Below are 17,840 nucleotides of genomic sequence, written 5' to 3'. Positions count from 1 at the left end.
TTATATGTTTTATCCATTTTAAATTTTGCGATACTCGTATACATTTACAAAACCAATTAATAGAATCAAACGCAAAAAATTATGAAAAGAAGCTCTACTTCCTTAATACGGCGAAACTGTCGTTGCTACAATTAAAATTTACCAAAGCTGAATAAGTCCGGCAGTTCATTATGCCATTTCGGCCAAATGATATTATTAGCTATTATTTAATTCCCCGTTAGTGTTGGTCGCTTAACTATTTAATCCTTGGTTAAGGTAACCCGGCATGGAAATGCTATGGACTTCAGCGACCGAAAATTTGATTTTTAAAAATCTGGCTAACCCTAAATAATTTATATGAACCCAATTTTATGAAACCATTTTACAGTTGCGATCAATTTCCTGTGAAAAGAGGCAGGCAGCAAAGCTATCTTTTCATTGGTCGGTTATTAATGCTTTTGATATTATCCTGTTTTGCCATGAATATACATGCGCAAAACAGGATCACTGTTATTGGGCAGGTGACCGATACCCTTGGCGTAAAAATTCCCGGCGCCAACATTACTGCCGAAAACCTGAAGAACGTAGGTACCACCTCCGATGTAAACGGCCGGTTTGTACTTGAAGTAGCAGCCGGTACCAGTCTTAAGATCTCATTTGTTGGTTTCATCGACCAGCATATTGTAGTTACCGCCGATAACCAGCACTTTACGATCAGACTGAAAGAACAAAAACTCCTTGCCGAAGAGGTGGTAGTAACCGCCTTTGGTAAAAAGGAACGCAAGGAAGCCCTGGTAGGTTCGGTTACCAGTATCAAACCCGGCGAGTTGAAAATACCGGCAAGTAACCTTACCAACGCACTTGCAGGCCAGGCAGCAGGTATCATAGCCTATCAGCGCAGCGGGCAGCCGGGGCAGGACAATGCCTCGTTCTTCATCAGGGGGGTAACCACTTTTGGCTACAAACGTGACCCCTTGATTTTGATAGATAACGTGGAGCTTTCAACCAACGACCTTGCCCGGTTAAATGTTGATGACATTGCCAGCTTCTCAATATTGAAGGATGCAAGTGCTACCGCGCTTTACGGTGCACGTGGTGCAAACGGTGTAATTTTGGTTGCCACCAAAGAGGGTAAACAAGGCCCGGCCAAAGTCAATTTCCGCTCAGAGTTTTCTTCTTCGCAATCAACACAAACACCGCAACTCGTTGATCCTATTCAGTACATGAACCTATACAACGAGGCTTCGTTAACGCGTGATCCATCGTTGCCACTTCCATTCCCTCAAACTAAAATAAACAATACTATTAACACCATTAACCACACACTGGGCAGTAACCCATATGTTTACCCTGCCGTGGATTGGTTGAACTTGTTATTCAAAAAAAGAGCCACCACACAGCGTAATGATTTAAGCGTTAGCGGTGGCGGCCCAACTGCACGGTATTACATAGCCGGTTCATATAATATTGATAATGGCGTTTTACGCGAAGATATCCGTAACAACAATAACAACAACGTTAAGTTCAAAAATTACCAGCTACGTTCAAACGTAAACGTGAACCTAACCAAAACCACCGAGGTTATCGTAAGATTATCGGGCACGTTCAGCGAGTATAATGGCCCTATTACATCCGATGGTTCTTTCGCGTCTGATCTTTACAATGTAGCGATTCATACCAGCCCGGTTTTGTTTCCGGCGTATTTTGAGCCGGATGCCGCCAATGCCAATGCGCAGCACATCCTGTTCGGTAACGTTGGTTTGGCATCAGGTACTACCAGCAACAGCATCCAATATAATAACCCATATGCTGCTTTGTTAAGGGGCCATAAAAACTCATCAGAGTCAAGAATGTCGGCCCAGTTTGAGTTAAACCAGGATTTGAAGTTTATTACCGATGGTTTAAAGTTTAAAAGCATTTTCAATACCAACAGGTATTCATACTTTGATTCGCAGCTGGCTTACTCGCCTTTTTATTATAACGTAGGTAGCTACGATAAGGATAGCAACCAGTACACTTTAACCTGGCTTAATCCACAGCCAACCGGTAATAACGTAGCAACCGAATACCTGAATTACAGCCGTAATGAGCCTAATGCCAATACTTTCTTCTACCTGCAAACAGCACTGGAGTATAACAAGCCTTTTGGTAAAGGTCACAACATCAGCTCAACCTTAATTGGTACCGCTCAGCAAACGCTTTACTCAAGCGCCAAAGATCCCAAAACGGGTACTACCACCTTGCCGTATTCGTTGCCTTTCCGCAACTTAGGTTTGGCAGGCAGGTTAACTTACTCATACCTGAGCAGGTATTTCATCGAAACTAACTTTGGTTATAACGGTTCGGAACGTTTTTCTGCAAATCACCGTTACGGTTTCTTCCCAACCATTGGCGGTTCATGGGTGGTATCAAACGAAAAATTCTGGAACCCTAATATTCTTGATCGTTTAAAGATCCGCGCCAGCTACGGTTTGGTGGGTAACGATGCTATTGGCAATCAAAGGTTCTTCTACCAGTCGGATGTTACCCTTAACTCAGGGCCTAACTATGCCCAGTTTGGTATCAACAACCAATACGAGCGTAAAGGTGTGTTCATTAATAACTATGCTAACCCTGATGTTACCTGGGAAACATCAAAACAAACCAATATCGCTATTGAGGCTACCTTCCTGAAAAACTTCAACGTAGTGGCCGAGTTTTACCGCAACAACCGCTACAATATTTTACAGGAACGTACCAATACCCCAACCAGCGAAGGTTTGGAATCAACAACCAGTGCCAACCTGGGTAAGGTAAATTCAAAAGGTGTCGATCTGTCGCTCGATTATAAGCAGAGCTTCAGCAATGGCGCCTGGGCATCTATCCGCGGTAACTTCACCTACTCAACCAACAGGTACAAATACATTGAAGAGCCCGATTATAAAGAGTCATGGAGGCACTTTATCGGTCAGCCGATAAGCCGCGGTTATGGTTACATTGCCGAACGTTTGTTTGTTGACGATCAGGAAGCCCGCAACTCGCCAACACAGATCTTCAGCGCTAACGGCACAAACGGTATCCTGCCACAAGGCGGCGATATCAAATACCGCGACCTGAACGGCGATGGTAAGATCGACTACCTCGACCAAACCTTTTTAGGCTATCCGCAAACCCCTGAAATTGTTTACGGCTTCGGTTTCTCAACCGGGTACAAAGGGTTCGACCTTTCGGCCTTCTTCCAGGGGCAGGCAAGGGTATCGTTCTTTATCGATCCAAACAAGGTTAGCCCATTCATCCCGAGTAACGACGCCTACATCTACGGCAATACCCAGGTGCTGCAGGCTTTTGCCGATAGCCATTGGAGTGAGGAGCACCAGGACTTATACGCCTTATATCCGCGTTTGGGCACTACCTCCACTACAGTGCTTAACAATTTACAGCCAAGTACCTGGTGGTTGCGCGATGGCAGTTTCATGAGGCTTAAATCGGTTGAGATAGGTTACACGCTGCCAAAAAATATATCAAAAGCAATGCACCTTACCAATTGCCGCATTTACTTTAACGGCCTTAACCTGCTTACCTGGAGCCCCTTCAAAATGTGGGACCCTGAGCAGGGCGGTAACGGCTTTGCTTATCCGATACAAAAGGTGTTTAACCTGGGCTTAAACGTGAATTTATAACCGTAAACGGATTTAGAAAGATGAAAAATTTAAGATCATATTATAAAATTGTTATGCTGGCCGCCTTGGTTACCGTGGGCCAGTCGTGCAAAAAATACCTGGATATCACTCCTGATAATGTGGCCACGATAGACTATACCTTCCGTAACCGTAACGAAGCGGAAGATTACCTGTTTACCTGCTACTCAACCATGCAGCATTTAAACGATGTGGTGAACAACCCGGGTTTTGTATATTCGTCAGAGATCGTGTACCCCAATACACTGAACGATCATTACTTTAATGAGGCAGGGTTTAACCTGATCCGCGGCTTGCAAAGTAATTCAAATGTAAGCCTCAACTATTGGGATGGTGCCAACGGTGGTCTGGCAATTTTTCAGGCATTGAGAAGATGTAATATCATGCTGGAAAACATTGATAAACCCATAGACCTGAGTGCATCCGAAAAGAAAAGATGGATTGCCGAAACCAAATTCCTCAAAGCATACTATCACTATTACCTCATCCGCATGTACGGCCCTATGCTGCTGATCAAGGAAAATTTTCCGATCAATGCATCGGCCGAGGAAGTGAAACGTAAACGCTCATCAGTTGATGAAGGCTTTGAATATGTGGTGTCATTGCTTGATGAGGCTATTCCCGACCTGCCGCCGGTTATTGATAACCAGGCTACCGAATTTGGGCGGATCACCAAATTTATCGCCTTATCTGTTAAAGCCGAGATCCTGACCACGGCTGCAAGTCCGCTGTTTAACGGTAACCCTGATTATGCCGGCTTTAAAGACCATGATGGTAAAAACCTGTTTTCAACCACTTATGATGCAGGTAAATGGCAAAAAGCTGCCGATGCCTGTAAAGCAGCGATAACCGAATGCGAAGCGCAAGGGCTTAAGCTATATACTACGCCGCCAACTGTTGGCGTAGGCAATGTATCCGACAAGCTGAAAAAGGTTTTAACCCTGCAAAATGATATCACCGAAAAATGGGAGCAAAATCCCGAGCTGATCTGGGCGATGAATTATGGCTTTACTTACCAGAATTTCACTATCCCAAGGATGACTTCGGCGGCAGTAGGTTTGGCATCAACCAACCCCGGTACTTTTGCAGTGCCTATCCAAACTGCCGATCTGTTTTATACTGACAAAGGCGTGCCGATCAACGAGGATAAAACCTGGGATTATACTAATCGTAATTCCACGCAAACAGGCGATGACTCAAGTGCACCGCTTATCATGAGCGGCTACGAAACCGCCAAAGCCCACTTTAACCGCGAATTGAGGTTTTATGCCGATATCGGTTTTGATGGTGGTATCTGGTTTGGTAACGGTAAACGCGACGAAAGTACTGCTTATTATGTGCAGGCCCGCGGCCCTTATGCCTTGGCCGGTCCTAAAAGTATCAGCGCTACCAATATCACCGGTTACTGGCCTAAAAAGCTGGCCAATTACCTGTCGGTTTATGACAACATCTTCACTACCGAAAACTATCATTTACCGGTAATGCGCCTGTCAGGTTTATACCTGTTATATGCCGAAGCGCTGAACGAGGTGCAGGGCCCAACAGCCGAGGTTTACTCATACATTGACAGGGTACGTGCAAGAGCAGGTTTAGATGGTGTGCAGGCATCATGGAGCAATTACTCGAAAAACCCATCCAAACCAGGCTCAAAAGATGGTTTAAGGGCCATCATTCACCAGGAACGCCGGATCGAGCTTTGTTTTGAAGCACAAAGCGGCTGGGACCTTCGCCGCTGGAAAGAACTACAGGATGTGCTGAGCAAGCCCATCCAGGGATGGAATATTTATGAGGGTACCGCGGTTAACTATTATCGCCCGCAAACCATCATACAGCCGGTATTTGGTATCAAAGATTATTTATGGCCTATCAGTACTAATGATCTGATAGTGAATAATAACCTTACCCAAAATCCTTACTGGTAGGAGCATCTGTTTACTGAAAAGATTAAATAATTAATATAGAAATATAAATTATGAAAAAGATTAATAACCGCAGATGGCTCACCGGTTTAATGCTTATGCCGGTTTTGCTGATCATGCTTATCGTTTCCTGTAAAAAGGGCGAATCAAACATCGAGGTGGTATCCAATGATACTACTAAGCCCGGCGTGGTCACCAATGTAAAGGTTGAGAATTTAAATGGCGCGGCAAGGCTTACCTATACGCTGCCCAATTCCAAAAACCTGCTGTACGTTTTAGCCAGTTATAACATTAATGATAAAACAACCAGGGAAACCAAGGCCAGCTATTATACAGATACCATTACAGTTGATGGTTTTGCGAGGGCAAAAGATTATGAAGTTACCCTGTATGCGGTAAGCCGCGCCAACGTTAAATCAGAGCCGGTTGTGGTAAAGGTGAGTCCTAAAACGCCCAACTATTTGCTCATCAATGATAACCTGGATATTACTCCCGATTTTGGCGGCGCCAATTTCTTCGGCTTAAACCCTAATAAAGTGCCAATTGCCGTGCATGTGCTATCGTTAAATGATAAAACCAATAAATATGACGAGCAGGACCCGCAGTATATCAATACCGATTCGGTGAATTTTTCAGTACGCGGGTTCGATGCTAAGCCCCAAAAATTTGGTGTGTACACTACCGATAGGTTTGGCAATGTGTCGGATACGGTTTATAAAACGCTAACGCCGCTGTTTGAAACCCTGCTGGATAAGAGCAAGTTTTACACCTATCACCTGGATAGCGACAGCCCTATTGGTTACGGTTGGGAGTTTAAATACCTGTTTGACGGTAACACCGGCGAACCTGGTTGGCATACGCTGAGCGCGCCTACCAAACAGGGCACTTTTGCCTTGGGTGTAAATGCCAAACTAAGCCGTTTTGTTTTATGGGAAAGGTTAAGCGGGATATTCGGTTACCAGAACATCAGGCAGCTTACCTTATGGGGCACCATCAGCGATTCGCCCAAGGATTCGGTGCTGCCTAAAAATTCGGCTCCCGGCACGGTGTCCGGCGACTGGGTTAACCTGGGCAACTTTACTTATCCTAACCCGCCGTCGGGCTTGCCGCCCAACCAGGCTAACGCTTCCGATCTGGCTTTTGTGGCCGCGGGTGTAAACTTCAAGATTAACATCAACGTGCCTGCTACTAAATTCATCAGGTTGGAATGTACACAAACCTGGGGCGGTTTGGATTATGTGAATGCGCTGGAGATCTCATTATATGGCAACCCATTGTAATACAATTAAAAATTAAAGACATGAAGATCAGATACAGTATAGCTGCTTTCTTTTTGGCGAGTATTGCAATATTTGCCTGTAAAAAGTACGATAAGGACTATAAGGCGTTTTTAGATAACCATGAGGTAACTTATCCGGGTTTGGCCAGCAAAGTAACTTTCCATCCCGGTAATTTAAGGGCGGTGCTGGTTTGGCACCCAAGCCCCGACCCGAGTATTAAAAACTATAAGATCACCTGGAACAATGCCACCGACTCGGTAATAGTTGATGCCACAAGCCATAGCCCCGCTGATTCCATCAGCGTATCCATCCCCAATTTAAAGGAGTATGTATACAGCTTCAGGTTGGTAGCGAGGGATAATGCGGGCAATTCATCAGTTGGACAGGATATTAACAATGTGCGTGTTTATGGCGCGGCCTATCAGTCGGCCTTGTTAAACCGTTCATATAATACGGCTAATCCATTCCAGGTAAATGATAATGGCTCGGTGAGGTTGTTTTTTATTAAGGCCGATACCGGTAACGTTTCAACCACTATCAAATACACCAACACGGCTGGTGCCGAGGCAACAAAAGAACTTAGTGTAGATAGTAGCGGGATAACATTGACCGATCTTAAACTGGGAACAGCTATCCAGTACCGGTCATCATACAAACCAACGGCTGATGCGGTTGATGTGTTCAATACCGCAGCTTTTGATGATTTTCCAAAGATCTATGGGATAGTAGAGTGCGACAAATCATTGTTTAAAGCCTATAATTTGCCTACCGATATTCCGTCGGCATACGGCTGGGAAACTTATTACCTGTGGGATAAGAGCACCAATGAACCGGGCTTCCATACACCGGGAACAAGCATGCCGCAATGGTTTACGTTTGATATGGGGCAGCAGGCATCGCTGGCTAAAATGAAGATCTGGCAGCGTACTTCAGCCTTGTATAATTATGGCAATCCTAAACGCTTCGAGATCTACGGCAGCAACAGCCCAGGTGCGGATGGTAGTTATGGCAGTTGGACAAAACTGGCAAGCTTTACCTCGGTTAAGCCATCAGGCTTGCCAACAGGGCAAACCACCCAGGCTGATGCCGACTTTGCCGCAGCCGGCGAGCCGTTCAACTTCCCTGCCGACTTGCCTGCCTACCGTTATATCAGGTTCAAAGTACTGGAAACCTGGGGCGGAACAAATTACTTCCATCTCATAGAACTAACGATGTACAAAGTGGATAAATAAAAACTTGGTTTGGTTTAATAATGGCAATTTCCCGTTGTTTCAATTGAAGCAGCGGGATTTGTGGTTTTAAGGGGGGACGGAGGCTTTATAAAAGATGTCATTTCGACTGAGCAGGGGCAGAGTGAGCGCAGGGGCGAAAGAGAAATCTTATACGCCAGGCATCCGATTAGCATAGTCGCTCAATAGGGAGTATAAGATTTCTCACTCGTTCCTCGTTTCGAAATGACAATTTTTTAAGGAAGCTATCCCTTCGCATTCCGCATCCTGATCAATGAAAACTGCAGGCTGGAATCGCGGACTGCCTCCGCAATACAAATTAAAGATGGCATAAACCGCAGTTCAATATTTCTGCTTAACAACGCGGCCATGATATCATCAATAACGGTAACCGCTATTGGCAAAGCCGGTTTATAGGATACGTAATAGCCTGCGCATTCATCTATCAACACAAAATCGTCAGATAAAAACTCATAGCAGTATAGTGTCGTTTCTTTGATCCGCTGATACCAGCCGCTTTCCACAGCAACAACATGACTGGCCGTTGTATTACCCATGAACCTTTGCTTATCTGCGTCAGTAGTATTAGCTCCTGCATAAAACGTTACCCTCGGACAATCGCGGGGCAACAGGTAATTGTGCAGCAACTGATCGTTTATAGCAAAAACAAGATTACCTGTAATATTATCAAAATGCGATGGGGAAGGGCGGGGAGTAAATATGCTGATGCCGGGCTGTTCGCTGATATGGAAAAGTCGGGGTTTGGGCGGGTGCAGGTGCATAGCCAAACTTACGAAGTTTTTAAAACTTCGTAAGTTGTAAATAGCCTAATTACCGCTTATGTGTTTTCCGGTATTTTGATGGCGACATACTAATCAACTTGGTAAACAATCTTGAAAAATAATAAGGATCGTCAAAGCCCAGATCTGAGCAGATCTCCTTGATACTCCTGTCGGTAAAATAGAGATACTGGCATGAAGCCTGGATCTTGAGCAGGTTAAAATAGTTAATGGGCGATGAACCTGTTTTTTGTTTGAACAATCGCAAATAATGCGATGCCGAAATGCCCTGCTGCTTAGCCAAATGCATTACCTCAAACTTTTGGCTGATATGCTTTTTCATGTAAGCGATAGAATTGCTCACAAAATCGTTATCATAATCAACCGGGTTTGTTTGTTTGTAGTATACCAACGAAGAGATGAAATTGAGCAGGTTGATATTTACGATCTCCATTTCCTTTTCATGATAGCTGTGTTCAAGCACGGCGTAGATCTGCTCATAAAGCTTAATCCGGCTGCTATCATACGGAACGGATTGCACCACGGGCTGCCCGTTCTCGAGCGAGCGCTCATAAATGAGTTGCGAATTTAAGCCGCTGAAATGCACCCAGTAAATACTCCAGGGATTGGTTTCGGAGCTTTTGTAACGATGCGCAACGTTACGCGGAATGATGAAAAAAGTATTGGGTTTAAGGATGTGGTCCTGCCCGCCTAAATAAACATAGCCTTCTCCATCAATGCAGTAAAGTAAAATATATTCATTGCTGCCGGTGCGGCGCTCCCGGTCATGATAGGCAGCCTTTGGGTAATAGCCTATGGCGGTAAGGTAAAAGCCCTTGATCAAAGCATTGTTGGTGATGGATTTTTTAATGTTTGGCGGCAATACGATCATTTTTTGACCTATAAAGCCTTCTTTGATCCGCTTTTTGGGCTCGGCTATCGCATTCATAACATTACAGCATAATTGGTGCTTAAAGGTATTTATTTTTTTGATCAAAGCAAGTTTTCGAAAACTATGTATTGATGATAGGATTATCCATCACTTTTTGAAAAATATCCATTTTTTTAACCGCTGTTTCATAGTAGGTTTACCAAAACCAATTAGCGACTAAAACAGGTAATCGCCTGTTTAACGACAGATAAATACATGAGGTACCAATTTAAATATCAATACACGCATGGCTGTTAAAACTTCATCCAGCTTATGGGGGCAACTTTACGGCGCCGATGTTTTTCTTTTCAGGATCGAAAACGAAAACGGGGCTTATGTTGAGCTTACCAATTATGGTGCAGCCATTGTATCCATTGTGGTGCCCGACAAGCAGCAACAGCTTGGAAATGTAGTGGTGGGCTTCCCTGATCTGGATGGATATTTAAACGATACCTGTTATGTAGGCTCAACTATTGGCCGTTACGCCAACCGCATCAGCAATGCGCGGTTCAAGTTGGATGGCAGGATCTATTATCTGGATACCAACGACGGTAAAAACTCCAATCATGCAGGCAAAAGCGGCTTTAACTATCGCGTATTCGCTGCCGAAGCTATTGGTAATGGCGTGATCATGACGCTGACCAGCCCTGATGGGGATGGTGGTTATCCCGGTACATTGGAACTTACCGTTACCTACACCTGGAGCGATGATAATGAGCTGTTGATCAATTATAAAGCCGCTACCGATAAAACTACCATAGCTAATTTTACCAATCATGCCTATTTTAATTTGTCGGCATTTAAGAGTAAGATCTATAACCATAAGCTCACCATATCGTCGGAGTATATTGTGGATTCGTACGAGGATTATACGCCAAGCGGAGCTATTATTCCTGCCCGGCAAAAGGCTTTCAGTAATAACAAGTTAAGTGATAAATTTAAGATAGATGAAAGTCGGGTTGAAGGGCTTAACCTGTTTTATATCATCGATACGGAAGCGGAAGAGAACAAACTGGCTTGTGCCGCTCTTTTAACCGACGAAGAATCGGGCCGTACGCTCAAAGTTTATACCGATTATCCCGGCGTGTTTCTGTACACAGGCGATTACCTGAGCAGCATATCGCCAAACCATACCGGCAAACCGGCAAAACCGTTCGATGCACTTTGCCTGGAATGCCAGCATTATCCGGATAGCATTAATCATCCCAATTTTCCGCAGGCCACATTACAGGCAGGCGATGTTTACGATCAAAGCATTTTATACAAGTTCGGCACTATATGAAAAAACACGCCCTGATATTTTCTATGCTATCTGCTTTTGCCCTTGCGGCATCGGCGCAAACCTACACAGTTAAATCGCCCGATAATAACCTGAAACTGGAGCTTAAGGTAAATGACAGCATCAGCTATTCATTGACTTATAAAAATAACCAGCTGATCTCGCCATCGGCCATTGGCCTTAAGCTGGATAAAACTACCCTTGGTGCAAATACCAAAGTATTAAGTACCAAACCATCAACAGTAAATAAAACCATCCGCCCGCTGTATGGCAAGGCTGCTGTACTTACCGATAATTATAACGAATTGGTTATCAGTTTTGCAGGGAATTATAAACTGCTTATCCGCGCTTATAACGAAGGTGTTGCTTACCGTTTTGTTACCGATTTAAAAGATTCGGTGAAAGTAATGAGCGAGCAGGCCGGTTTTAACCTGAAGGGTGCGCCCGGCACAACTATTGCCGAAACCGACAATTACACCGCCTGGGAACTGGCTTATAACCAATACAAATCCATCAGCGAAGTAAAAGAAGATAAACATGCCATCACCCCGGCTTTATACACTTACCATAACGGCGTAAAGCTGGTTATTGCAGAGGCCGACCTGTTTGATTACCCCGGCATGTACGTTAAAAAGAAAAACGGCAATATCACAGGCGAATGGGCTGGCTATCCGGCCACGACCAAAATGGGTAGTTGGGGCGATTTTGTTTCGGTAGTAACCTCGCGCGAAAATTATATCGCCAAAGAACCCGGTAAAAAAGAATACCCGTGGCGCGTGCTCATCGCTACTGACGATGATAAAACTTTATTAAACAACCAGCTCATTTATAAGCTCTCGAAGCCATCGGTATTGGAAAATACAGCATGGATAAAACCCGGCAAAGCGGCCTGGGAGTGGTGGCATGATGCTATCCTGCCCGGTGCGCCAATTCCATCGGGTATGGAAAACCGTAGTACGCAGTTGTATAATTTTTACACCGATTTCGCTGCCAAAAATCATTTGGAATACATGATGATAGATGCCGGCTGGAGCGACAATTACGATGTTAAAAAACGTCTTCAAAAAACCGATATCCGGGCAGTAATTCAGCATGCTAATGAAAAACACGTAGGCATTTTTGTATGGTGCGTGGCTGCACCTTTGTTGAAAGACCTGGATGCCAATCTGGATTATCTGAAAGAAATTGGCGCGGTTGGTATTAAAGTCGATTTTTTTGACCGGGACGATCAGCAGGCTATCAAATGGCTGCAGGTAATTGCCGAAGGGGCTGCTAAAAGGCATTTAATGGTTGATTTTCATGGTTGCTCAAAACCAACCGGTTTGCAGCGCACTTATCCAAATATTGTTAACTATGAGGCAGTGCGCGGGCAGGAATGTTCAAAGTGGGATTTTACCACCAATCCCGTTCATCATACTACGTTCCCTTTTATCAGGATGCTGGGTGGTCCGCTGGATTATACGCCGGGATCTATGCGCAATAAATCAAAAGATACTTTTAAGCCAATAGCTGAGGGACTACCTTCAACACAAGGCACCCGCTGCCATGAGCTGGCCATGTTTGTGGTATTTGATCAGCCGCTGGCTGTGTTTTGCGATTCGCCAACCGAGTACGAAAAGTACCCGGATATCGAAGCTTATTTATCGGCAGTACCAACTGTTTTCGATGAAACCAAACCACTGGATGCCAAAGTAGGCGAATACATCGCGATAGCAAAAAAGACGGGTAGCGACTGGTACATTGGTGCCATGACCAACTGGGATGCAAGGGACGTCAATGTTGATTTCTCATTCCTGCCTGCCGGAGTTAGCTATACTGCCGACCTGTACAGTGATGCTGCCGATGCAGATAAAAACGCTGAAAAATACGAGCATAAAACCATCACCGTAAACCGATCAACCAAACTAAACCTGAAACTGGCACCGGGTGGCGGCGCGGTTGTTCACCTGCACGGGAGGTAAGAGCTGAAAGCCGAAGGCTTAAAGCAAATAAATATAGACCTAAATAAAAGTAGATTTATACTAAGAAGAAGCTAACCAATAACAAATGATTACTGATTTAAAAAAAGAAGTTAAGTTTAATAGCAGCTATATTATAGGGATTTCCTTTATATCGGCGCTGGGCGGCTACCTGTTCGGCTTTGATTTTGCTGTAATATCGGGTGCATTACCATTCCTCCGTAAAGAGTTTGCGCTTGATCCGGTTTGGGAGGGATTCCTGACCGGCTCACTGGCGCTGGGCTGTATTGTGGGCTGTATCATTGCCGGCAGCATTGCCGAAAAATTTGGCCGCAAGCCGGGCCTGATGATTGCCGCGTTTATCTTCGCAGTGTCATCATTGGCTATTTCGGTTTCAACCTGGCTTGCCTATTTTATTACCATGCGCTTTGCAGCCGGCGTTGGCGTAGGGATGGCATCCATGCTTTGCCCCATGTACATTGCCGAGATTTCGCCGGCCAAAGTACGCGGACGTAACGTGGCCATCAATCAGCTTACGGTAGTACTGGGTATCCTGATCACCAACCTGTGTAATTACTTTTTGGCTGATACCGGCGATAACGCCTGGCGATGGATGTTTGGTTTAGGTACCGTGCCTGCAGTAGTTTTTATGCTGGGTGTATTGTTCCTGCCCGAAAGCCCGAGATGGCTCATGAAGGTTGGCAGGAATGAAGATGCTGAAAAGGTTCTTTATAAAATAGGTACTGAAGAGTTTGTTACCGCCACGCAGGAAGCCATTGAAAAGTCATTGAAAGGAGGGACAGGCAAGCAATCATACCGCGCGGTATTTGAAAAAGCGGTACGCCCTGCGGTGCTGATAGGTATCACGCTGGCTGTGTTTCAGCAGTTTTGCGGTATTAACGTGGTGTTTAATTATACGTCAACCATCTTCGCTTCGGTGGGTTCAAGTTTGAACCAGCAACTGTTTGAAACTGTTTCTATTGGTATCGTTAACCTGGTATTTACGCTGCTGGCAATGTGGCAGGTTGATAAGCTTGGCCGTAAGCCATTAATGCTCATTGGCTCTTTAGGTTTATCTATATTTTATATCGTATTGGCTTACCTACTGCAAAATCACCTGTCGGCTAAACTGGTGTCGGTTTTTGTGTTACTGGCTATCAGCACCTATGCACTTTCACTTGCGCCTATCACCTGGGTGCTTATTTCGGAGATCTTCCCCAACAAGATCCGCGGCGCGGCATCAACAGTAGCCATTGTATCGTTGTGGGGAGCCTATTTTATACTGGTGTTCACCTTCCCGATACTGGCTAAGCTGCTGGGTACCTACGGGCCGTTTTATATGTATGCGGTGATCTGCTTTTTGGGCTTTTTGTTTGTACTACGTAAAGTGAAAGAAACCAAAGGCCAAACCCTTGAAGAGTTAGAAGAGAATTTAATAAGACATTAATAATTGTAAGCTACATGAATAATTTGGATGTAAATGTTTGGGAAGAAAAGGTAATTATCCCAACCTACGGTATAGGCAAGCCTGACAAAAACCCCATGTTTTTTGAAAAGCGGGTTTACCAGGGCAGCAGCGGTAAGGTATACCCTAACCCTGTTATCGAAAAAATTTACGACGAAAAAGAAGATAAGGAATACACAGGCCTGTACCTGGAGAATAAATACCTTAAAGTGCTGATCCTTCCAGAGCTTGGCGGCCGCATTCAGATGGCTTATGACAAGATCAAAGACCGCCATTTTATTTACTACAACCAGGTAATTAAACCTGCACTGGTAGGCTTAACCGGTCCCTGGATTTCGGGCGGTATTGAGTTTAACTGGCCGCAGCACCACCGCCCTAGTACTTTTGAGCCGGTTGATTATAAAATTGAAGAAAACGCAGACGGCAGCAAAACTGTTTGGGTTAATGAGGTAGAGCGCATGTTCCATACTAAAGGTATGGCCGGCTTTACCCTTCACCCGGATAAGGCCTACATCGAAATAAAAGCCAAACTGTATAACCGTTCTGCCCTGCCGCAAACCTTTTTATGGTGGGCAAACCCGGCTGTAAAGGTTAATGATGATTACCAGTCGGTTTTTCCGCCCGATGTAAATGCCGTTTTTGACCATGGCAAGCGCGATGTATCAACATTCCCGATAGCTACCGGTACTTATTACAAAGTTGACTATTCGCCGGGTACGGATATCTCGAGATATAAAAATATCCCGGTGCCAACATCGTACATGGCCATCAACTCCAACTACGATTTTGTTGGGGGATATGAGCATGATTCACAAGCTGGCTTACTGCACGTAGCCAATCACCATGTATCGCCCGGCAAAAAACAGTGGACCTGGGGCCACAGCGATTTCGGTGTTGCCTGGGACAGGAACCTGACCGATGAAGACGGCCCGTACATTGAGCTAATGACTGGTATGTTTACGGATAACCAGCCCGATTTTACCTGGCTGATGCCGCATGAAGAAAAGCATTTTACCCAATACTTTATGCCATACCGTGAGCTTGGCGTAATTAAAAATGCCACTAAAGATATCCTGCTGGCACTAAATTATGAAGATGGCAAGCTGCTGTTAAAAGTATACGTAACCGGCGAGCAAAACAACCTAAACATCAAACTACAGCACGATGGTAAAGTCTTACTAAGCGAAAAAGTTTGCATTGTACCGGAGCAGGTTTTTGTAAGGGAGATAGCTGTTAAAAATATCGACGAGAGCCTTTTATTGCTTACCGTACATTCGGAGGCTGGCAAAGAACTCATTAAATACGATACGGCCAGCAATAAGTTGAACAACATCCCGGAGGCTGCCAAACCGGCCCTGCTACCTGCCGATGTTGAAAATAACGAGCAGTTATTTTTAACCGCTCAGCATTTGGAGCAGTACCGTCATGCTACGTATAGCCCGGTGCCTTATTACGAAGAAGCTTTACGCCGCGACCCTAAAGATATCCGCAATAACAATGCTTTAGGTTTATGGTACCTACGCCGCGGCCAGTTTGCTAAAAGTGAGCCATATTTCCGCAAGGCGGTCGAAACCATTACCCAGCGCAACCCTAACCCTTATGATAGCGAGTGCTATTACAATTTAGGCCTGGCCTTGAAATTTCTGGGTAAAAAGGATGAGGCCTACAAATCGTTCTATAAAGCTACCTGGAGTAACGCCTGGAAAGACAGCGGCTATTTTTCGGTAGCCCAAATCGACTTGGAAAATGGCGACTATGAACTGGCGCTTGACCATTCACTGTCATCTTTAGACAGGAACGCCAACAACAGTAAAGCTTATGTTTTACGCTCGGCGGCTTTCCGCAAATTGGAGCGTTTTGAAGAGGCTATTGAAGTAGGCGTTGCTGCTATCAAAAGGGATGCATTTAACTTAGGCGCTTTGTTTGAACTGGTTTATGCTTACAAAGCTTTGGGCAATGAGGAAAAAGCCATGAACAGCCTTAATGAACTGACCAAACTATCACGCGGTTATTACCAAAACTACATCGAATATGCGCTTGATTACGCCAACGCAGGCCTGTACCAGGAAGCTACCGATTTGCTGAATTATGCAGTTAATGGCGATGCTACCAGTCCGATGGTATACTATTACCTGGGCTACTTTGCTTGCCAGTTGGATAATAATGAACAGGCATCTGCGTATTTTAAACTGGCTTCGGCTGCTGATTCGTATTTATGTTTCCCAGATAGGCTGGAAGATATCAGCGTGCTGAAACTGGCCGCTGCTTTAGTACCAACAGATGCCAAAGCGCCATACTATTTGGGTAACTTGTTTTATGATAAGCTACAGTATGATGACGCCATTGCAGCCTGGGAAACATCGGCACAGTTAGATGATACTTTCCCAACTGTATTCAGGAATTTGGGTATTGCTTATTACAACAAACGCAATGATCCGGCAAAAGCTTTAACATGCTTTGAAAAAGCCTTCGCGTTGGATACAACCGATGCCCGGATCCTGATGGAGCTTGATCAGTTATACAAAAAGTTGAACAATCCTGCTGATGCGCGCCTGAAATTTGTTGAAGCTAACCTGGAAACTGCCAAACTGCGTGACGATGTTTATCTGGAGCGCGCAACATTGTATAACTTTTTGGGCGAGCACCAAACAGCTTTTGAACAAGTGACGCAAAGAATTTTTCACCCATGGGAGGGAGGTGAAGGCAAGGCTTCGGGCCAGTATGTTGCATCATTGGTTGAAATGGCCAAGCAAAACATCCGCGATGGTAAAAATAATGAAGCCATTGAACAGTTAACGCAAGCGCAAACCTATCCGCATAATTTAGGCGAGGGCAAACTGTTCGGCACGCAGGAAAATGATATCTTTTATTGGTTAGGTAAGGCCTATGAAAATCTGCAGCAAACTGAAGAATCAAGGGCTTATTTTGAGAAAGCAGCCATCGGTTTAGAAGATCCTACGGCGGCAGTTTTTTACAACGATCAGCAGCCGGATAAGATCTTTTATCAGGGTTTAGCTAAAAAATGTCTGGGTGACAGTACATCAGCCGAGCGGATCTTCAAAAAACTGCTTAATTATGGTATTGGGCACATGGATGATAACGTAAAAATTGATTACTTTGCCGTCTCGCTGCCAAATTTGCTCATTTTTGAAGATGATCTGCAGGTAAGGAACCGTGTGCATTGCTACTTTTTACAGGGACTGGGATACCTCGGTTTACATGATTTTGAGCAGGCACAAAAGGCCTTTACCGAAGTTCTGAAACTTGATGCCGGGCACTTTGGGGCGAGGATACATCAAAACATGATAAACCAAATTACCGAAGTAGCCGGTTAAACCAAAAAT

Annotated in this window: 10 protein-coding genes; 8 read left to right on the top strand and 2 right to left on the bottom strand. The window is 44.7% G+C overall.

What is annotated here, in order from left to right; all coding sequences use genetic code 11:
* Nucleotides 1–350: 350 nt before the first annotated feature.
* The 4 genes from AC59JO_RS04660 to AC59JO_RS04645 are packed head-to-tail and all read left to right on the top strand — an operon-like array spanning nt 351 to nt 8,087.
* Nucleotides 351–3,638 (top strand): SusC/RagA family TonB-linked outer membrane protein, encoded by a 3,288-nt coding sequence (locus AC59JO_RS04660; protein WP_497303703.1) that lies wholly within the window; start codon nt 351–353, stop codon nt 3,636–3,638.
* 20 nt (nt 3,639–3,658) lie between these two features.
* Nucleotides 3,659–5,578: a RagB/SusD family nutrient uptake outer membrane protein gene (locus AC59JO_RS04655; protein WP_413669415.1), complete on the top strand. Its 1,920-nt coding sequence runs from the start codon at nt 3,659–3,661 to the stop codon at nt 5,576–5,578.
* 50 nt (nt 5,579–5,628) lie between these two features.
* The gene (locus AC59JO_RS04650; protein ID WP_497303700.1) at nt 5,629–6,855 is read left to right on the top strand and encodes a DUF4959 domain-containing protein; all 1,227 of its coding nucleotides are present in this window, start codon (nt 5,629–5,631) and stop codon (nt 6,853–6,855) included.
* A gap of 20 nt (nt 6,856–6,875) precedes the next feature.
* Nucleotides 6,876–8,087, top strand: a complete 1,212-nt coding sequence (locus AC59JO_RS04645; protein ID WP_497303698.1) for a DUF5000 domain-containing lipoprotein — start codon at nt 6,876–6,878, stop codon at nt 8,085–8,087.
* A 242-nt stretch (nt 8,088–8,329) separates the two neighbouring features.
* On the opposite strand, the gene AC59JO_RS04640 is transcribed toward AC59JO_RS04645, so the two are convergent.
* Both AC59JO_RS04640 and AC59JO_RS04635 read right to left on the bottom strand, forming a co-directional pair.
* A complete protein-coding gene (locus AC59JO_RS04640; protein ID WP_413671112.1) occupies nt 8,330–8,866 on the bottom strand; it encodes a DUF6886 family protein in 537 nt (178 codons plus the stop codon).
* Between the two features lie 49 nt (nt 8,867–8,915).
* Nucleotides 8,916–9,812 carry an AraC family transcriptional regulator gene (locus AC59JO_RS04635; RefSeq protein ID WP_413669412.1) on the bottom strand — a complete coding sequence of 299 codons (897 nt, stop codon included), beginning with the start codon at nt 9,810–9,812 and terminating at the stop codon, nt 8,916–8,918.
* Between the two features lie 229 nt (nt 9,813–10,041).
* Between AC59JO_RS04635 and AC59JO_RS04630 the strand changes: the two genes are divergently transcribed.
* From AC59JO_RS04630 to AC59JO_RS04615, 4 genes are all read left to right on the top strand, one after another.
* Complete coding sequence (locus AC59JO_RS04630; protein ID WP_497303695.1) at nt 10,042–11,076, top strand: aldose epimerase family protein; 1,035 nt, start codon at nt 10,042–10,044, stop codon at nt 11,074–11,076.
* Entirely contained in the window at nt 11,073–13,034 is a 1,962-nt protein-coding gene (locus tag AC59JO_RS04625; RefSeq protein WP_497303693.1) for a glycoside hydrolase family 97 protein, read from the top strand. Before AC59JO_RS04630 ends, AC59JO_RS04625 begins: the two co-directional genes overlap by 4 nt.
* 85 nt (nt 13,035–13,119) lie before the next feature.
* Nucleotides 13,120–14,478, top strand: a complete 1,359-nt coding sequence (locus AC59JO_RS04620) for a sugar porter family MFS transporter (protein WP_413669409.1) — start codon at nt 13,120–13,122, stop codon at nt 14,476–14,478.
* A 14-nt stretch (nt 14,479–14,492) separates the two neighbouring features.
* On the top strand, nt 14,493–17,831 hold the full coding sequence (locus AC59JO_RS04615) for a DUF5107 domain-containing protein (RefSeq protein WP_497303691.1): 3,339 nt from the start codon (nt 14,493–14,495) through the stop codon (nt 17,829–17,831).
* Nucleotides 17,832–17,840: the final 9 nt, after the last annotated feature.

Source organism: Mucilaginibacter sp. A5337 (assembly GCF_059690695.1).
The sequence above is the reverse complement of the archived record's forward strand: the minus strand, read 5'-3'. Positions and strand labels throughout refer to the sequence as shown.

What these genes read in the sequence shown, in the direction of transcription:
- AC59JO_RS04655 (WP_413669415.1), top strand. Translation starts at nt 3,659, where the DNA reads ATGAAAAATTTAAGATCATATTATAAAATTGTTATGCTGGCCGCCTTG.
- AC59JO_RS04645 (WP_497303698.1), top strand. Translation starts at nt 6,876, where the DNA reads ATGAAGATCAGATACAGTATAGCTGCTTTCTTTTTGGCGAGTATTGCA.
- AC59JO_RS04625 (WP_497303693.1), top strand. Translation starts at nt 11,073, where the DNA reads ATGAAAAAACACGCCCTGATATTTTCTATGCTATCTGCTTTTGCCCTT.
- AC59JO_RS04660 (WP_497303703.1), top strand. Translation starts at nt 351, where the DNA reads ATGAAACCATTTTACAGTTGCGATCAATTTCCTGTGAAAAGAGGCAGG.
- AC59JO_RS04615 (WP_497303691.1), top strand. Translation starts at nt 14,493, where the DNA reads ATGAATAATTTGGATGTAAATGTTTGGGAAGAAAAGGTAATTATCCCA.
- AC59JO_RS04630 (WP_497303695.1), top strand. Translation starts at nt 10,042, where the DNA reads ATGGCTGTTAAAACTTCATCCAGCTTATGGGGGCAACTTTACGGCGCC.
- AC59JO_RS04640 (WP_413671112.1), bottom strand. Translation starts at nt 8,866, where the DNA reads ATGCACCTGCACCCGCCCAAACCCCGACTTTTCCATATCAGCGAACAG.
- AC59JO_RS04650 (WP_497303700.1), top strand. Translation starts at nt 5,629, where the DNA reads ATGAAAAAGATTAATAACCGCAGATGGCTCACCGGTTTAATGCTTATG.
- AC59JO_RS04620 (WP_413669409.1), top strand. Translation starts at nt 13,120, where the DNA reads ATGATTACTGATTTAAAAAAAGAAGTTAAGTTTAATAGCAGCTATATT.
- AC59JO_RS04635 (WP_413669412.1), bottom strand. Translation starts at nt 9,812, where the DNA reads ATGAATGCGATAGCCGAGCCCAAAAAGCGGATCAAAGAAGGCTTTATA.